We start from the raw sequence: 17,734 nt of genomic DNA, 5'->3' as shown, positions 1-17,734 counted from the left end.
ACTGATGTTTTGTTACATAGAAATAAATGCTTCTTTAAAAGAGGTGATGTTCATTGCCAGTAAAGAAAACGCCTGACTTTATTCTCATTATCGTTACCTTATTATTGTTAACGATTGGAATGATTATGGTTTACAGTGCAAGCGCTGTTTGGGCCTCCTATAAGATGGGTGACTCATTCTTTTTTGCAAAACGACAACTATTATTTGCTGGACTTGGTGTAGTCGCAATGTTTTTTATTATGAAAATTGACTATTGGGTGTGGCGTACCTATTCAAAAGTTATTTTACTCATCTGTTTTATTCTGCTCATTCTTGTCCTGATTCCAGGGGTTGGACTAGTACGAGGCGGAGCACGAAGTTGGATTGGAATCGGGGCATTTTCAATTCAACCCTCAGAATTTATGAAATTTGCGATGATTATTTTTTTAGCGAAATTTTTATCAGAAAAGCAAAAAGTGATTACGTCTTTTAAAAAGGGATTACTCCCAGCACTTGGTTTTGTATTTGTTGCTTTTGGCATGATCATGTTGCAACCAGATCTTGGTACAGGAACGGTAATGGTTGGAACGTGTGTGGTGATGATTTTTATTTCAGGAGCACGTGTTTTTCATTTTGCAATGTTAGGATTAGCAGGATTAGCAGGATTTGTAGGACTTATTGCATCTGCACCGTACCGAATGAAACGAATTACATCCTATTTGGATCCATGGGCGGATCCACTCGGCAGTGGGTTTCAGATTATTCAATCATTACTTGCGATTGGACCAGGTGGTTTGTTTGGTCTTGGTCTTGGACAAAGTAGGCAAAAATTTCTGTATTTACCCGAGCCACAAACTGACTTTATTTTTGCTATTTTATCCGAAGAATTAGGTTTTATTGGTGGGTCGTTTGTGTTATTATTATTTAGTCTGTTATTATGGCGCGGGATTCGTATAGCATTAGGAGCGCCTGATTTATATGGTACTTTTTTAGCAGTAGGTATTGTGGCGATGATTGCGATTCAAGTGATGATTAATGTTGGTGTTGTAACAGGATTGATGCCTGTTACAGGAATTACTTTGCCATTTTTCAGTTATGGTGGGTCAAGTTTGACCTTGATGCTAATGGCGGTTGGAGTATTATTAAATATAAGTCGTCACTCTCGCTACTAAACCCTGTTTATATGACAGGGTTTTTCGTGTGTCAAAAACGGAAATTATATCATTGGTATATGAATAAATTAAGATGAAATTAGAACAGAGAAGCGGAGGAATTTGTAGTGCGAGTATTAGTCAGTGGTGGTGGAACAGGCGGTCATATTTATCCAGCCCTTGCTTTAATTAGAGAAATAAAAAAACTACATCCTGAAGCACGATTTTTATACATTGGTACAGAAAATGGACTAGAGAGCACGATAGTTCCAAAAGCAGGAATACCGTTTCAATCTATTGTCATTAGTGGATTTAAACGTAAAGTATCCTTGGATAATGTGAAAACAGTGATGCGTTTTCTAAAAGGTGTGCAAGATAGTAAACGTTATATTCGTCGTTTTAATCCAGATGTGGTCATTGGGACAGGTGGCTATGTATGTGGACCGGTCGTATATGCGGCAGCCAAATTAGGTATTCCAACAATTGTACATGAGCAAAACAGTGTACCTGGCGTGACAAATAAATTTTTAAGCCGTTATGTGGATAAAGTAGCTGTTTGTTTTGAAGCAGCATCCGAACATTTTCCACAATCTAAAGTTGTCATGACCGGAAATCCACGTGCATCAGAAGTAATGAACCAAAACGGTATGAAAGGGAAGCAATCTGTAGGACTATCCCTTTCTAAAAAATCTGTACTTATTTTTGGGGGAAGCCGCGGAGCAAGGCCACTTAATGATGCATTTATAGAAGCAATTGAACAATTTGGTAACAAAAATTATGAAGTATTGTATATCACAGGTGAAGTGCATTATGATAAAGTAATGGAGGCTGTGAAACAAAAAGGGAATCCAAACAATGTAATCATTAAACCGTTTATTCATAATATGCCAGAGGTTCTTACTGGTGTGGACCTTGTTGTTTCACGTGCTGGGGCCACAACACTGGCAGAGTTGACCGCGCTCGGAAAACCAAGTATTTTAATTCCGAGCCCTTATGTGACAAATAACCATCAAGAAAAAAATGCAAACTCTGTTGTCGATAAGGGAGCAGCTAAAATGCTTCTTGAAAAAGATTTAACAGCTGAAACCCTTCTTCATGATATCGATGAAATTTTATTAGATACACAAATATTACAAAATATGAAACTAGCTGCTAAGCAGTTAGGAATTCCGGATGCAGCAAATAGGTTATTTGAAGTGATGAAAAAGCTTTGTACAAAATAACGTTAGGTGAATGCCCTGCATACTACTGTAATACGGAGATTTAATATGGGGGAGATCATCATGAAACAATTAGCAAAAGAACTGATGGAAGCAGAAGTTGGTAAAGTGTTAGAAAATGAATCGTTAGCACGTTATACAACTATGAAAATAGGAGGACCAGCTGACATTCTAATTGTGCCAAGCAGCGTTGCTGGTGTGGAGAAGGCTTTAGAATTAGTGGGAAAATACGAAACAAAGTGGACAGCAATTGGACGTGGTTCCAATCTTTTAGTATCGGACAAAGGAATTGAAGGTGTTGTGATTCGTCTAGGAGAAGGATTAGATCATCTAGAAGTGGAAGGAACGACTGTACGAGTAGGAGGGGGCTATCCTCTTATTAAGCTGTCTACATTACTTAGTCGTCAAGGATTGTCAGGATTAGAATTTGCTAGTGGTATTCCAGGAAGTGTTGGCGGGGCTGTATATATGAATGCTGGTGCACATAAATCTGATGTATCAGAAATTTTGACGAAAGCCCGTATTATGTTTGAAGATGGTACCATTGCATGGGTAACAAAAGAAGAGTTGGAATTCTCTTACCGTACTTCTATTTTACAAACAAAACGTCCTGGGATTGTATTAGAAGCAGAATTGAAGTTAACAGAAGGAAATCGTGAAGAGATTGTTGGCGTAATGCAGAAAAACAAAGACTATCGCCGTGAGACACAACCATGGAATCATCCGTGTGCAGGTAGTATTTTTAGAAATCCACTACCTAATTTCGCTGGAGATTTAGTAGAAAAAGCTGGCTTACGCGGTCATCAAATCGGCGGGGCGAAAATTTCTGAAATGCATGGGAACTTTATTGTCAATGCAGGATCAGCATCAGCGCAAGATGTACTAGATTTAATTGCATTTGTCAAAAAAACAATTAAAGAAAAATTTGATGTAGATATGCATACAGAAGTAGAAATCATTGGAAGATAACTGTTGTCTGTTCCGCTCATTATCATTTATGATATAATAAGAAGATAAGAACGGCATGCGTAACATGCCGTTCTTTATGTTACATAGGGGGATCGTACATGAAAAATAGTAAAGTTATCAAACTACAAGATCGTGTACCAAAATTAACAAATCAAAAGAAAAAGAACAAAAAGCCAGTCAATAATCGATTAATTTTATATGTATCGATTTTATTTTTATTAGTACTTTTTTTAATTTATTTTCGGTCTCCATTGAGTAATATAAAAAAGATAACGGTTCTTGGGAATCATTATATGACAGATGAACAAGTAATGAAGGAATCTGGCATTACATATGAAACAAGTTATTTTCGGGTGACGGCACATAAAGCGGAAGAAAATTTAACGAAACGAAAAGAAATTAAGAAAGTAAATGTCAAAAAACGCTTCCCAAATAAAATTGATATCCAAATCGAAGAATATGTAACGATCGGTTATATGAACAAAGAGGGCCAATTGCAACCGCTTTTAGAAAATGGTAAAACGCTTGAGGTATTCCCTAATGGAAAATTACCTGTTGCTGCTCCGATTTTCGCACCGTTTGAAGAGAAAAAAATGAAAGAGCTAATTGCTGAATTAGAAAAATTAACACCGACTATTCTTCGCTCCATTTCTGAAATTCATTATGCGCCGACGAATTCGAATGAAGATCATCTTACGCTGTATATGAATGAGGGCTATGAGGTCAGCACGACCATTCAGGATTTTGCAAAGCGTATGGAAGCGTACCCGCTTATTATAAAAAATATAGAGCCAAATAGAAAAGTACTAGTTGATTTAGAAGTTGGTGCATTCATTAAATATTTAGATGAGGAAGAAAAACAGTAGAATAGTGTGTAAGTTTTTTAAAAATATAACAACGATACACACGTGTGCACTCTCTTATACATTTATTTATTATAATGATCCATTAGATGAAAAATATCCCAATTTTCCCCGATTCATGTAAGGATTGATACAAGTTTAGCTTTTCTACGAGTACATCTTAGTGTAGACTTATACTTGGCGGTAATCTTTGCGTTTGAAGTAGAGTTATTTTAAAATAAAGCAGTCATTCACGGATTACTGCTATATAGATGAGTGAATGTTAAATAAAAATAAGAAAAATACAGGGTTAAAAAAGGGAAACGCATAAAGACGTTGAATATTTTTCTTATAATATAGTAAAGCTGCGATTGTTGTTCCATATATTGAATTGTATGGTATAAATAAAGAAGGAGGTGCCAAAGAATGAACAGCAATGAAATATATGTTAGTCTTGACATCGGTACATCCAATGTTAAAGTCATCATTGGCGAAATGGTTAATGATGGTTTGAACATTATTGGTGTTGGAAACGTAAAATCAAGTGGTTTGAAAAAGGGCTCCATTGTTGACATAGACGAGACTGTTCGATCAATTAAAAAAGCAATTGAACAAGCTGAACGTATGGTGGGGATTCATATTGAACACGTTGTTGTAGGTGTCAATGCCAACCAAGTACAGCTTCTTCCTTGTCACGGAGTAGTCGCTGTTTCAAACGAAGATCGTGAAATCGGAAATGAAGATGTCTTACGCGTTCTGGATGCAGCACAAGTTGTATCGATTGCTCCTGAACGTGAATTTATTGATGTGGTACCTCGACAGTTCATTGTAGACGGTCTTGACGAAATTAACGATCCACGCGGGATGATCGGTGTAAGGTTAGAAATGGAAGGTACATTAATTACAGGCTCTAGAACGTTATTACATAATTTACTTCGTTGTGTAGAAAAAGCGGGCCTCGAAATTGTTGATATTTGTCTGCAACCATTAGCTGCAGCAACGGTTGCTTTATCTTCTGATGAGAAAAATAGAGGAGTTGCTCTAGTTGATATTGGAGGAGGTTCTACAACTTTATCAATTTTTCAGGATGGAGAGTTACAAGTAACGAGTGTATTGCCAATAGGTGGAGATCATATAACAAAGGATATAGCCATTGGATTGAAAACTTCAACAGAGAATGCTGATCAAATTAAACTGAAATATGGACATGCTTTTTATGATACTGCGTCTGAAGAAGAGATGTTCACGGTTTCTATTATGGGAAGCGATCAAACAGAACAATATTCTCAATTAGAATTATCTGATATTATTGAGGCACGCGTAGAGGAAATTTTGATGCATATTCAAGATGAAGTAAGTAAACTAGGCGTAAAACATGTAGCATCTGGTTATGTACTTACTGGTGGTATTGCCTCTATGCCTGGTGTTCTTGATCTTGCATATGATATTCTACATGAAAATGTTCGTATAGCAACACCAGATTATATTGGCGTTCGTGAACCCCAATATACCATTGGAGTTGGATTAATTAAACATTCCTATCAAAAGGCTAAATTGCGAGGGAAAAGTGTGCAGGACAAGCAAGAGCATTTTGAGCCTGTACCAGCACCAGTTCCGGTGCAGCAGCAGCCTATGAAACAAAAAAATCGTAATCAAAACAATAATAATGAAAATGATGAACGCATGATGTCAAAAGTAAAACGTGTATTCCGATATTTGTGGGATTAAAATTGGACACGAAAAATGAGGTTCTAGGGGGATTTCGACATGTTAGAGTTTGATACTACTCAAGATCAATTAGCGAATATAAAAGTTATCGGTGTCGGTGGTGGCGGAAATAACGCCGTAAACCGTATGATTGAACACGGCGTACAAGGTGTAGACTTTATCGCTGTGAATACTGATGCACAAGCATTAAATTTATCAAAAGCTGAAACAAAAATGCAAATTGGTGGAAAATTAACACGCGGGCTTGGTGCTGGTGCAAACCCTGAAGTAGGGAAAAAAGCCGCTGAAGAAAGTAAAGAACAAATCCAAGAGGCACTTCGCGGTGCAGATATGGTGTTCGTAACAGCTGGTATGGGCGGTGGAACTGGTACAGGTGCAGCTCCAGTTGTCGCACAAGTTGCAAAAGAGTTAGGAGCATTAACCGTTGGTGTTGTAACACGCCCATTTACATTTGAAGGTCGCAAACGTGCGACGCAAGCTGCGACCGGTATTGCGGCATTTAAAGAAAATGTAGATACTTTAATCGTAATTCCAAATGATCGCTTACTAGAAATCGTTGATAAAAATACACCGATGCTTGAAGCATTCCGTGAAGCGGATAACGTATTGCGTCAAGGTGTTCAAGGTATTTCTGATTTAATTGCTACACCTGGTCTCATTAACTTAGACTTTGCAGACGTAAAAACAATTATGTCTAACAAAGGTTCCGCTTTAATGGGTATCGGTTTTGGTAGTGGCGAAAATCGTGCAGCAGAAGCGGCAAAACGTGCAATTTCTAGTCCGTTATTAGAAACATCTATTGATGGCGCACAAGGTGTTATTATGAATATTACAGGTGGCTCAAACTTAAGCTTGTATGAAGTACAAGAAGCAGCAGATATCGTAGCTTCAGCTTCAGATCCAGAAGTGAATATGATATTTGGTTCTGTAATTAATGAAGGCTTAAAAGATGAAATTGTTGTAACAGTAATTGCAACAGGTTTTGATGATAGCATTTCCATTCAGCCACCAAAACCGTTTACTCGTCCTACAACTGCTACCAATCATGCACAGCAACAACAACCTGTTGCTCAACCACAAAAACAACGTGAAATAAAGCGTGAAGTGAAACGTGAAGAGCCGATTGCGCATGATCGTAATACAGATTCGGATGACATTGATATTCCAGCATTTTTACGTAACCGTCGTAGACGATAAAAGAATATTGTGCTAAAACAAAGAAGAATATAGCGTGCTGTTCAGCATGAAAAAGAAGACCTTGTAATGGGTCTTTTTTTTTATCCCGCTATTCGCAGGCGGTAAGATCCTACCTCAAGATTCAGAGAGAAACAAAGAAGATAGGTGGGGGATAATTCTTAATGGGGGATGAAGAGATCCTCTACTGAGAAAAGTTTCACTTTATTACCTTCACGACAGATTATGTCTAGAAACCACAAAATAACAAAAAAACCCCTCCGCAAATTGACACACTTTCCTATTGGATATGCTTTATACTAGTCTCAACTTATAAAAAGAGGTGAACTGTTTGGTTGTTTATGCCGACATTGTTTGGTTGTTAAACCTCTGTATTGATTTTCTTTTACTTGTATTAACTGCAACTGTATTAAAAAAGAAGGTCAAAAGATGGAGGCTTGTACTGGGGGCATGTATTGGTTCAACAATTGTTATCTTTGCCTTTACACCTTTGGCAGCTACTATGACACATCCAATCATGAAACTGCTGTATTCATTACTCATCGTGTATGCAGCATTTGGGTTTACTACTTTTCGAGATTATACACAAACGGTCTTCACCTTTTATTTTGTGACATTTATGGTAGGTGGCGGATTAATTGGAACTCATTTTTTTCTTCAAACAAATGAGATGGTAAATGGGCTTATTTCTACCAAATCAATTTCCTATGGTGATCCGGTGAGCTGGATTTTTGTTATCTTCGGATTTCCGATTATTTACTATTTTTCAAAAAAACGCATTGCAAATGTTGAAGTGACAAAAATTCATTATGAACAAATTGTAAAAGTGAATATTAAACTAGCTGAAAATGAAATTGAACTAGATGGATTGATTGATAGTGGAAATCAACTTCATGATCCTTTAACGAAAACACCTGTTATGATTATGCATGTTTCATCATTAGAGCATTGTTTACCAAAATGGTTAACAGAACAAATTTATGTAAAAACAGAGATTCCACAAATTCCAGAAACAGATTCAGGGTGGGCAACCAGGCTGCGCTTAATCCCCTTCCGGGCTGTAGGGGTGGATCATCAATTTTTATGGGCGATTAAGCCGGATAGCGTTCAAATTCATCACGAAGGTAGCGATATGATTGTAAGTAAAGTATTAATCGGATTAAATACACAGCAATTGTCTGCAAACGGAGAATATCAATGCATCATACACCCAAAAATGTTGATATCACAAAAAGTAACAATTGCTTAATAATGAGAGGTGGGAGAGTATGTTAAAACTGAAATTTTATTTTATTTATCTTTGGTATAAAGTATTGCTGAAATTAGGAATTAAGACCGATGAAATTTATTACATTGGTGGAAGTGAGGCATTACCACCGCCTTTGACGAAAGAGGAAGAAGAAGTTCTTTTAAATAAACTACCAAAAGGAGATCAAGCAGCAAGGTCATTATTAATAGAGCGAAACTTGCGTCTTGTGGTGTATATAGCTCGTAAATTTGAAAATACAGGAATTAATATTGAGGATTTGATTAGTATTGGTACGATTGGCCTCATTAAGGCAGTTAATACGTTTAATCCTGAAAAGAAAATAAAGTTAGCAACCTATGCATCACGTTGTATAGAAAATGAAATTTTAATGCATTTACGTCGAAATAATAAAAATCGTTCTGAAGTATCATTCGATGAACCGTTAAATATTGATTGGGATGGAAATGAACTGTTACTATCCGATGTTCTTGGGACTGATGAAGATATTATTACAAAAGACTTAGAGGCCACGGTAGATCGACATCTTCTCATGAAAGCACTACATCAATTAAATGACCGTGAAAAACAAATTATGGAGCTGCGCTTTGGGCTCGCTGGAGGAGAAGAGAAAACACAAAAAGACGTGGCAGATATGCTAGGAATTTCACAGTCTTATATTTCGCGTCTGGAAAAACGAATCATAAAAAGGCTTCGGAAAGAATTTAATAAAATGGTATAAAGTGAAACCTTGATCAGTGGGGGTCTTCATCCCCCACTGATCATTAGCCCTCACGAATCGGGCTTTTACGGGCAGTTTATCCCCCCACCTAACTTCTTTGCTTTTTGCTGAACTGTGAGGTGGGAGTATTACTGCCCGCAAATAGCGGGATAAAGTAAGCATTTCATCGGTTGGTATGATCTGCACGAATACGTAATAAAATGTATATGTAGTATGTAACTGTTTTTAGGGGTATCCGTCTGGTAATAATGGAGAAAGTGAGTCTTTTAGAGATCGTATTTTTGTAATGAGGTGAATGAAACCAATCGGTATTCCGATTGGTTTTGTTGTATTTTTTTACAAAGTGTGTATAGATGTGTTTGTTTGAAGAGCAGAAAAGCCGTATGCATAAAATTCCCTCCAAAGGAGATACTTTACACTGTACAGCAACTCCCGATAGGAGGGAACACTTTGACGAGAAACAAAGTAGAAATTTGCGGTGTTGATACAGCTAAACTTCCAGTACTAAAAAACGAAGAGATGCGTAAATTATTTCGAGAAATGCAAAGTGGAGAGATAAGCGCAAGAGAGAAATTAGTAAATGGAAACTTACGTCTTGTACTGAGCGTCATCCAAAGATTTAACAACAGAGGGGAGTTTGTTGATGATTTATTCCAAGTTGGCTGCATTGGACTTATGAAATCCATTGATAACTTTGACTTAAGCCAAAATGTCAAATTTTCAACATATGCTGTGCCGATGATTATTGGAGAAATTCGAAGATATTTGCGTGATAACAATCCAATTCGTGTTTCTCGTTCTTTGCGAGATATTGCGTATAAAGCATTACAAGTACGAGAAAAACTTATTGCTGAAAATTCGAAGGAACCAACGGCAATGGATATTGCAAAAGTGCTTGAAGTTACACATGAAGAAATTGTGTTTGCTCTTGATGCCATTCAAGACCCAGTTTCGTTATTTGAACCTATTTATAATGATGGGGGAGATCCTATTTTTGTGATGGATCAGTTAAGTGATGATAAACAAAGGGACGAGCAATGGGTCGAAGAATTGGCGTTGAAAGAGGGAATGAAGCGATTAAATGAACGAGAAAAAATGATTATTCGTAAACGATTCTTTCAAGGAAAGACACAAATGGAAGTTGCTGAGGAAATCGGCATTTCTCAAGCGCAAGTATCCCGTCTTGAAAAATCAGCAATTAAACAAATGAATAAGACAATTCAAGGATAAGATCTCATCATTCATGATGAGATCTTTTATAATGAACAAATCACATTCCGTTCATAGAGAAGATGGGGTGTTCATATAATGGCTTTAAAGGAGGGAATGGCAATGATACGGATTTCAGAGTTTCAAATGAAGGATGTTGTGAATGTATCGGATGGAAAAAAACTTGGGAATATTGGTGATATTGATATTGATATGCAAACAGGGAGAATACAAGCGATCATCATTTCAAAGCAAGCTCGTATGTTAGGCATATTTGGAAAAGAAGCGGAATTTGTCATTCCATGGAAACAAATTTTGAAAATTGGCGAAGATGTTATCTTAGTTCGTGCAGATCATGTCAATTCTGTAACAGAACCAATACAAACACCGACAATTTCTTAAAAAATATTACAAATTCTTCTTTTTTTTATGTTGTCATTATGGAAAAATAAAAGTATGGTAAAATAGACAGGAAGTACCATACTTTTTATGTTATTTTATTATAAGGAGCCGCTTTATGAGAGAACCATTTATATATGAGGACGGTATATTGTATTTACAAGCATGGAAAGAACTTGGAAACATTACTGCTGGATTTACGACAAAAGAAGGCGGGATAAGTACAGGGGCTTTTCATGCGATGAACTTGGGATTACATGTAAATGATAACATGGAGAATGTTCATGAAAATAGACGTATTTTAGCGGACAAGTTACAGAAACCATTAGAAAGTTGGATTTGTTCAGAACAAGTTCATGATCATTACGTTGAAAAAGTTGGACAGCAAGAAAAAGGGCGAGGAATCTTCTTATATGAAGACGGTATTCCAAATACGGATGGTATTTATACGACTGATAAAGATGTGTGTTTAACATCTTGTTATGCTGATTGTGTTCCACTTTATTTCTACGCACCCTCACATGGAATGATAGGCCTTGCACACGCTGGATGGAAAGGAACTGTCAAAGAAATTGCGAGAGAAATGATCCAAAAGTGGAAGGAAGAAGGAGTACCAATTCATGAGATTCATGTTGCAATTGGACCAGCTATTGGGGCGTGCTGTTATGTTGTCGATGATCGTGTGTTATCAGCAGCAAAACGAGCACTAAACGGACCTGCTCCATATAAAGTGATTTCAGACGGACAATATGCAATTGATTTAAAAGAAGTCAATCGCTTATTATGTATACAAGCTGGCGTAAGAGAAGAACATATTGTGATGTCGTCTCTTTGTACAAGCTGTGAAGAACAATTGTTTTTCTCGCATCGCCGTGATCAAGGGAAGACGGGAAGAATGTTGAGTTTCATAGGCTTTAAGGAGGATTGAAAACAGTGGCAGTACAAGAGAGTTTAGCAATTGTACAAGAAGAGATTAAAAAAGCATGCGAACGAGCAAATCGTTCGTCAAAAGAGATTAAGCTCGTTGCTGTAACAAAAACAGTAGGAATCGAAAAAACAAACGAAGTAATAGAAGCTGGACTTACTGATTTAGGTGAGAATCGTAATGAAGGTTTTATATCAAAATATGAACATTTTGGCTCAAACGTAAATTGGCATTTCATTGGTTCATTACAAACGAGAAAAGTAAAGGAAGTCATAAATGAAATTGATTATTTGCATTCATTAGATCGCCTTTCACTCGCAAAAGAAATCCAAAAACGTGCTACAAAAACAGTTCGATGTTTTGTGCAAGTTAAAACGTCTTCTGAAGAATCAAAGCAAGGATTACAGGTAGAGGAAACGATTGCGTTTATTCGTGCGTTGCAAGAGTTTGATAAGATCGAAGTTGTTGGATTGATGACGATGGCACCATTTTCAGGTGAAGATGAAGAGATTCGTCGTTGTTTTCAAACATTGCGCGGGTTACAAAAACAGGTGCAGGAACTACAATTGTCATACGCTCCGTGTGAAGAGTTATCGATGGGGATGTCAAATGACTATACGATTGCAATTGAAGAGGGTGCTACATATATTCGTTTGGGAACGATTTTAGTAGGAAAAGCGTAGAAGGAAGGAGAATATTATTATGAGTTGGTCAAAAGTAAAATACTTCTTTTTTGACACACCGGAAGAGCGAGAAGCTTATGAAAAGGAGCAAGAAGAAATGAAAAAACAACAGGATCCTCAGCAGCAGGATATCCCACTTGCAAAAGTACAGCCAAAGCAAAATATCGTGAGCATTGAAACGGCAAAGCAATCCTCTAAAGTTGTTTTGTTAGAGCCGCGCACATATTCAGAGGCGCAAGGTATTGCGGATCATTTAAAGGGAAGACGAGCTGTTGTTATTAATTTGCAAAGAATGTCAACAGATCAAGCGCTGCGCATCATTGACTTTTTAAGTGGTACTGTATACGCTATAGGCGGGGATATTCAAAAATTAGGGCCGAAAACATTTATATGTACACCTGAAACTGTGGATATTGTTGGAGCGATTTCTGAGTTATTCGGTGAAGAGGAAGATACAAATATAAAGAGGTGGTAATACGCCATGACAATGATTTTACAAGTATTGCTCTATTTAATACAATTTTACTCCTACGCGCTTATTATCTATATTCTTCTCTCTTGGTTTCCAGGGGCAAGAGAATCAAAATTTGGTGATTTCCTTGCACGTATTTGCGAGCCATATTTAGAGCCATTCCGGAGGTTTATCCCGCCATTTGGTGTAATGGATATTTCTCCAATCGTTGCAATTATTGTATTGCGATTAGCTAGCGGTGGTTTAGTAAGCCTATTTCATTATTTCCTGTAGTAAGAGGTTGAACCAATGAGCATCTATGAGCATTTTAGACCCGATGAAGAGGTCTTTGTTGATAAAGCGTTAGAATGGAAACAAGCAGCTGAGGAGTATCATCAAGTAAAATTAACTGATTTTCTTGATCCACGTCAGCAGCAAATTGCTACTATGGTGATTGGAAATCAGGGGGATGCTGCTTTACAGTTTTATGGTGCTGCGCCAAAAGCGGAAAGAAAAAGAGCTCTTATTTATCCTAATTATCTTGAGTTAGATGAAGAAGAGTTTCAAGTAGAAGTATTAGAAATTGACTATCCTTCCAAGTTTTATACGCTTGAACACAGGCAAATATTAGGCGCATTTATGTCTCTTGGTTTAACAAGAGAAAAATGTGGTGATATTTGGCTTCAAGAAGATCGTGCCCAAATTGTAGTTGCAAAAGAAGTTGTTTCATATATTGAAATGAATTTACAATCAATAGGAAAAACGAAGGTATCACTGAGTTCGGTACAAGTAGAGCAAGTATTGCCTTTGCAAGAGGAATGGATAGAACAATCTGGAACTGTTTCGTCACTCCGATTAGATGTCTTACTAGCTGAAATGCTTCATATATCCCGGCAAAAAGTACAGCCGCTTATTAAAAGCGGTCTTGTGAAAGTGAATTGGAAGGTCATAGAACAAACTGCCTATGAATGTTTCCCAGGGGATGTTTTTTCAGTTAGGGGATATGGCCGAAGTAAAGTATTTTCTGTAGAGGGAAAAACGAAACGCGACAAATGGAGAGTTTTGTATGGTATACTAAAATGATTGGTTTTTTAGAAGGAAAATCTCTTATTTTGTCGAAGAAAAGATATAATTAAAAAGGAAAATTTAGATAACTATTTGGAGGTGGCGTTTGTGCCGTTAACACCATTAGATATTCATAACAAAGAATTTGGTCGCGGATTCCGTGGCTATGATGAAGATCAAGTAAATGAGTTTCTTGATCAAATCATCAAAGATTATGAATTGGTCATTCGTGAGAAGAAAGCATTAGAAGAAAAAGTTGCGCAACAAGAAGGTAAGTTAGATCATTTTTCTAACATTGAAGACACATTGAATAAATCTATCGTTGTTGCACAAGAAGCAGCAGAAGAAGTAAAGCGTAATGCACAAAAAGAAGCAAAATTAATTGTCCGTGAAGCAGAAAAAAATGCAGATCGTATCATTAACGAAGCATTAGTAAAATCAAGAAAAGTTGCATTTGACATTGAAGAGTTGAAGAAACAAGCGAAAGTGTTCCGTACTCGTTTCCGTATGCTGTTAGAAGCACAGCTTGAAATGTTAAACAATGATGATTGGGACAAGCTTATTGAATTAGAAGACGAAGTGGACGAACTGTTGAAGAAAGAAGAAACAGTGTAAGCTTGACGTTTTTCTCATTATTACATATAATTTTAAACAACATATTTATTAAGAAAAACGAAGATAGGGATAAGTACTTTTTTCATACCTTATATAGCGAACTGAGGATGGTGTAAGCTCAGGATAAGGAGAGAATGGAATATCACCCTGGAGTTCCGCGCTGAACAATGAGTAAGCGTAGGCGTGTATTCGCGTTAAGAATGTAAAGAGGACCAGTGCATTTATGTATGGTCTACTAGGGTGGTACCGCGGGAGACTTTCTCGTCCCTTTTTGGGGATGAGAAGGTCTCTTTTTTATTCCATTTATTAAGAAAAAATGTCTTTCTTTTATACATTCAAGGAGGAATTGAGCATGGAGTACAAAGATACATTACTAATGCCAAAAACAGAGTTTCCAATGCGTGGGAATTTACCGAAACGTGAGCCTGCGATGCAAGAAAAATGGGCTGAAATGAATATTTATGAAAAAGTACAAGAACATACAAAAGGTCGTCCTTTATTTGTATTACATGATGGTCCTCCATATGCAAATGGTGACATTCATATGGGCCATGCGTTAAATAAAGTATTAAAAGATTTTATTGTCCGTTACAAATCTATGACTGGATACTCTGCACCATATGTACCAGGATGGGATACACACGGCTTACCAATTGAGCAAGCTTTAACAAATAAAGGGGTAAAACGTAAAGAAATGACAGTTGCAGAGTTCCGTAAATTATGTGCAGAATATGCATATGAACAAGTGAACCGTCAACGTGAGCAATTTAAACGCCTTGGTGTACGTGCAGATTGGGATCATCCTTATATTACATTAGAGCCAGCGTATGAAGCGCAGCAAATTAAAGTGTTTGGTGACATGGCGAAAAAGGGTTATATTTACAAAGGACAAAAGCCTGTTTACTGGTCTCCAACAAGTGAATCTGCTTTAGCAGAAGCAGAAATTGAATATCAAGATAAAAAGTCTGCATCTATTTACGTAGCATTCCCTGTAAAAGATGGAAAAGGCGTTTTAGAAGGCGACGAGAAATTTATCATTTGGACAACAACACCTTGGACATTACCAGCAAACCTAGGTATTTCCGTTCATCCGGAGCTTGAGTATAGCATTGTAAAAGTAAACAATGAAAAATATATCATCGCTTCTGAACTATTTGAAACAGTGGCAAAAACATTAGAGTGGGAAAACACAGAAGTTGTTAAAACAGTAAAAGGTAGCGAACTCGAATATACTGTAGCACAACATCCATTCTATGACCGTGATTCTCTTGTTATGCTAGGTGAGCACGTTACAACAGATGCTGGTACAGGGTGTGTACATACAGCGCCTGGACACGGGGAGGATGACTTCCTTGTTGGTAAACAATATGGCTTGGAAGTTCTTTGCCCAGTTGATGATAAAGGTGTATTAACAAGTGAAGCACCTGGATTTGAAGGTTTATTCTATGATAAAGCAAATAAACCAATTACGGAAAAATTAGAAGAAGTTGGCGCGTTATTAAAATTAACATTTATTACGCATTCTTATCCACATGACTGGAGAACGAAAAAACCAATTATCTTCCGTGCAACAGCGCAATGGTTTGCTTCTATTGAAGCGTTCCGTAGTGAACTGTTACAAGCTGTTGAAGAAACGAAATGGGTACCGGCATGGGGCGAAACACGTCTTCATAACATGGTTCGTGACCGTGGTGATTGGTGTATTTCTCGTCAACGTGCGTGGGGTGTACCAATTCCTGTATTCTATGCAGAAAATAACGACCCAATTATTACAGATGAAACAATTCAGCATGTAGCAGATTTATTCCGTGAACATGGTTCTAACGTATGGTTTGAACGTGAAGCGAAAGATTTATTACCAGCAGGCTTTACACATCCATCTAGTCCGAATGGTGAATTCCGTAAAGAGACAGATATTATGGATGTATGGTTTGATTCTGGATCTTCTCACCAAGCTGTGTTAGAAGAGCGTGATGACCTGCAGCGTCCAGCTGACTTGTATTTAGAAGGATCTGACCAATATCGTGGATGGTTTAACTCTTCTTTATCAACAGCGGTTGCGGTAACAGGTAAAGCACCGTATAAAGGTGTACTAAGCCATGGCTTCGTACTAGATGGTGAAGGTCGTAAAATGAGTAAGTCTATCGGAAACATTGTTGTACCGAAAAAAATTATGGATCAATTAGGTGGGGATATTTTACGTCTATGGGTATCTTCTGTTGATTATCAATCTGATGTACGTATTTCAGATGATATTTTAAAACAAGTAGCAGAAGTATATCGTAAAATTCGTAACACATTCCGTTTCTTATTAGGAAACTTAGCTGATTTTGATCCAAGTAAAGATGCGGTAGCATCGGCTGAACTTCGCGAAGTAGATCGCTACATGTTAGTGAAATTAAATGACTTAATCACAAAAGTGAAAGAAGCATATGAAACGTATGAATTTGCTGCTGTATATCATGCAATTCATAACTTCTGTACAATTGATCTAAGTTCATTCTATTTAGACTTTGCAAAAGATATTTTATATATTGAAGCTGCAAATAATCATGAGCGTCGTGCAATTCAAACAGTGTTATATGATGTTCTTGTTGCATTAACGAAACTTGTAACGCCAATTTTACCTCATACAGCTGATGAAGTATGGCCATATGTACCTGGTGCAGTAGAAGAGAGTGTTCAGCTTACTGATATGCCAGAAGCAGCCAAAGTAGACGGTGCTGAAGAGTTAAAAATAAAATGGGATGCATTTATGACACTTCGAGATGACGTTTTAAAAGCGTTAGAAGCTGCCCGTAATGAGAAAATAATCGGTAAGTCCTTAAATGCAAGCATTACGCTTTACCCAACTGTAGAAATGAAACAAACGTTAGAATCAATTAGCGAAGATTTAAAACAATTGTTTATTGTTTCTGATTATAAGCTTGGTGGAACAATTGAAGAAGCTCCAGCAGATGCACCAAAATATGAGCACACAGCTGTTGTTGTAGCGCAGGCGGCTGGTGAAACATGTGAACGTTGTTGGGTTGTTTCTGAAACAATTGGTAACGATGCTGATCATGAAACATTATGTGAGCGTTGTGCGACAGTTGTAAAAGAAAATTATGTAAAATAATTGTACGTGAATAAAAACTGACTGCTTATCATGGCGGTCAGTTTTTACTTTTATAAATAGAAATTATTTATCCCGCTATTCGTGGGCAGTAAGATCCCCACCTCAAAGTTCTGCAAGAAGCAAAGAAGTTAGATGGGGGGATAAACTGCCTGTAAAAGCCCGATTCGTGAGGGTTAATGATCAGTAGGTGTTGAAAAA

At 37.2% G+C, this 17,734-nt stretch carries 17 protein-coding genes, 1 pseudogene and 1 other annotated feature; all 18 genes and pseudogenes read left to right on the top strand.

What is annotated here, in order from left to right; genetic code table 11:
- The first annotated feature begins 53 nt into the window (after nt 1-53).
- The 18 genes and pseudogenes from spoVE (at nt 54) to ileS (ending at nt 17,536) form a co-directional block, all read left to right on the top strand.
- The gene (gene spoVE / locus QUF99_RS20565; RefSeq protein WP_289372427.1) at nt 54-1,151 is read left to right on the top strand and encodes a stage V sporulation protein E; all 1,098 of its coding nucleotides are present in this window, start codon (nt 54-56) and stop codon (nt 1,149-1,151) included.
- A 107-nt stretch (nt 1,152-1,258) separates the two neighbouring features.
- Nucleotides 1,259-2,353 carry an undecaprenyldiphospho-muramoylpentapeptide beta-N-acetylglucosaminyltransferase gene (gene murG, locus QUF99_RS20560; protein ID WP_289372426.1) on the top strand — a complete coding sequence of 365 codons (1,095 nt, stop codon included), beginning with the start codon at nt 1,259-1,261 and terminating at the stop codon, nt 2,351-2,353.
- 60 nt (nt 2,354-2,413) lie between these two features.
- Nucleotides 2,414-3,319: a UDP-N-acetylmuramate dehydrogenase gene (gene murB / locus QUF99_RS20555; RefSeq protein WP_289372424.1), complete on the top strand. Its 906-nt coding sequence runs from the start codon at nt 2,414-2,416 to the stop codon at nt 3,317-3,319.
- Nucleotides 3,320-3,417: 98 nt separating this feature from the next.
- Nucleotides 3,418-4,185 carry a cell division protein FtsQ/DivIB gene (locus tag QUF99_RS20550; RefSeq protein ID WP_289372422.1) on the top strand — a complete coding sequence of 256 codons (768 nt, stop codon included), beginning with the start codon at nt 3,418-3,420 and terminating at the stop codon, nt 4,183-4,185.
- Nucleotides 4,186-4,317: 132 nt separating this feature from the next.
- Nucleotides 4,318-4,398: pseudogene (locus QUF99_RS28770) on the top strand (small basic protein); the annotation flags it as partial.
- Nucleotides 4,399-4,587: 189 nt separating this feature from the next.
- On the top strand, nt 4,588-5,889 hold the full coding sequence (gene ftsA / locus QUF99_RS20545; RefSeq protein ID WP_289372420.1) for a cell division protein FtsA: 1,302 nt from the start codon (nt 4,588-4,590) through the stop codon (nt 5,887-5,889).
- Between the two features lie 39 nt (nt 5,890-5,928).
- Entirely contained in the window at nt 5,929-7,086 is a 1,158-nt protein-coding gene (ftsZ, locus tag QUF99_RS20540) for a cell division protein FtsZ (protein WP_289372418.1), read from the top strand.
- Between the two features lie 328 nt (nt 7,087-7,414).
- Nucleotides 7,415-8,332 (top strand): sigma-E processing peptidase SpoIIGA, encoded by a 918-nt coding sequence (gene spoIIGA, locus QUF99_RS20535; RefSeq protein ID WP_289372416.1) that lies wholly within the window; start codon nt 7,415-7,417, stop codon nt 8,330-8,332.
- Nucleotides 8,333-8,351: 19 nt separating this feature from the next.
- The gene (gene sigE, locus QUF99_RS20530; RefSeq protein ID WP_286121599.1) at nt 8,352-9,071 is read left to right on the top strand and encodes an RNA polymerase sporulation sigma factor SigE; all 720 of its coding nucleotides are present in this window, start codon (nt 8,352-8,354) and stop codon (nt 9,069-9,071) included.
- Between the two features lie 450 nt (nt 9,072-9,521).
- Nucleotides 9,522-10,301, top strand: a complete 780-nt coding sequence (gene sigG, locus QUF99_RS20525; RefSeq protein ID WP_286121598.1) for an RNA polymerase sporulation sigma factor SigG — start codon at nt 9,522-9,524, stop codon at nt 10,299-10,301.
- A 102-nt stretch (nt 10,302-10,403) separates the two neighbouring features.
- Nucleotides 10,404-10,682 carry a YlmC/YmxH family sporulation protein gene (locus QUF99_RS20520; RefSeq protein ID WP_286121597.1) on the top strand — a complete coding sequence of 93 codons (279 nt, stop codon included), beginning with the start codon at nt 10,404-10,406 and terminating at the stop codon, nt 10,680-10,682.
- Between the two features lie 115 nt (nt 10,683-10,797).
- Complete coding sequence (gene pgeF, locus QUF99_RS20515) at nt 10,798-11,607, top strand: peptidoglycan editing factor PgeF (RefSeq protein WP_289372413.1); 810 nt, start codon at nt 10,798-10,800, stop codon at nt 11,605-11,607.
- 5 nt (nt 11,608-11,612) lie between these two features.
- Complete coding sequence (locus QUF99_RS20510) at nt 11,613-12,287, top strand: YggS family pyridoxal phosphate-dependent enzyme (protein ID WP_289372412.1); 675 nt, start codon at nt 11,613-11,615, stop codon at nt 12,285-12,287.
- Nucleotides 12,288-12,306: 19 nt separating this feature from the next.
- Nucleotides 12,307-12,762 carry a cell division protein SepF gene (locus QUF99_RS20505; RefSeq protein ID WP_289372410.1) on the top strand — a complete coding sequence of 152 codons (456 nt, stop codon included), beginning with the start codon at nt 12,307-12,309 and terminating at the stop codon, nt 12,760-12,762.
- A 6-nt stretch (nt 12,763-12,768) separates the two neighbouring features.
- Entirely contained in the window at nt 12,769-13,032 is a 264-nt protein-coding gene (locus QUF99_RS20500) for a YggT family protein (protein WP_289372408.1), read from the top strand.
- 15 nt (nt 13,033-13,047) lie between these two features.
- On the top strand, nt 13,048-13,821 hold the full coding sequence (locus QUF99_RS20495) for a YlmH family RNA-binding protein (RefSeq protein ID WP_289372406.1): 774 nt from the start codon (nt 13,048-13,050) through the stop codon (nt 13,819-13,821).
- Between the two features lie 90 nt (nt 13,822-13,911).
- Nucleotides 13,912-14,418, top strand: a complete 507-nt coding sequence (gene divIVA, locus QUF99_RS20490; protein WP_286121591.1) for a septum site-determining protein DivIVA — start codon at nt 13,912-13,914, stop codon at nt 14,416-14,418.
- Nucleotides 14,419-14,469: 51 nt separating this feature from the next.
- Nucleotides 14,470-14,690: a binding site (T-box leader), on the top strand.
- Between the two features lie 80 nt (nt 14,691-14,770).
- Nucleotides 14,771-17,536, top strand: coding sequence for an isoleucine--tRNA ligase (gene ileS, locus QUF99_RS20485; RefSeq protein WP_289372403.1), 2,766 nt, complete (start codon nt 14,771-14,773; stop codon nt 17,534-17,536).
- Nucleotides 17,537-17,734 lie beyond the last annotated feature (198 nt).

The organism is Bacillus sp. DX4.1 (assembly GCF_030348195.1).
Lineage (GTDB): Bacteria > Bacillota > Bacilli > Bacillales > Bacillaceae_G > Bacillus_A.
The sequence above is the reverse complement of the archived record's forward strand: the minus strand, read 5'-3'. Positions and strand labels throughout refer to the sequence as shown.

Coding starts and splice junctions, on each gene's coding strand:
- pgeF (WP_289372413.1), top strand. CDS start 10,798: ATGAGAGAACCATTTATATATGAGGACGGTATATTGTATTTACAAGCA.
- murB (WP_289372424.1), top strand. CDS start 2,414: ATGAAACAATTAGCAAAAGAACTGATGGAAGCAGAAGTTGGTAAAGTG.
- ftsA (WP_289372420.1), top strand. CDS start 4,588: ATGAACAGCAATGAAATATATGTTAGTCTTGACATCGGTACATCCAAT.
- QUF99_RS20520 (WP_286121597.1), top strand. CDS start 10,404: ATGATACGGATTTCAGAGTTTCAAATGAAGGATGTTGTGAATGTATCG.
- ftsZ (WP_289372418.1), top strand. CDS start 5,929: ATGTTAGAGTTTGATACTACTCAAGATCAATTAGCGAATATAAAAGTT.
- QUF99_RS20505 (WP_289372410.1), top strand. CDS start 12,307: ATGAGTTGGTCAAAAGTAAAATACTTCTTTTTTGACACACCGGAAGAG.
- QUF99_RS20500 (WP_289372408.1), top strand. CDS start 12,769: ATGACAATGATTTTACAAGTATTGCTCTATTTAATACAATTTTACTCC.
- sigE (WP_286121599.1), top strand. CDS start 8,352: ATGTTAAAACTGAAATTTTATTTTATTTATCTTTGGTATAAAGTATTG.
- QUF99_RS20495 (WP_289372406.1), top strand. CDS start 13,048: ATGAGCATCTATGAGCATTTTAGACCCGATGAAGAGGTCTTTGTTGAT.
- ileS (WP_289372403.1), top strand. CDS start 14,771: ATGGAGTACAAAGATACATTACTAATGCCAAAAACAGAGTTTCCAATG.
- QUF99_RS20550 (WP_289372422.1), top strand. CDS start 3,418: ATGAAAAATAGTAAAGTTATCAAACTACAAGATCGTGTACCAAAATTA.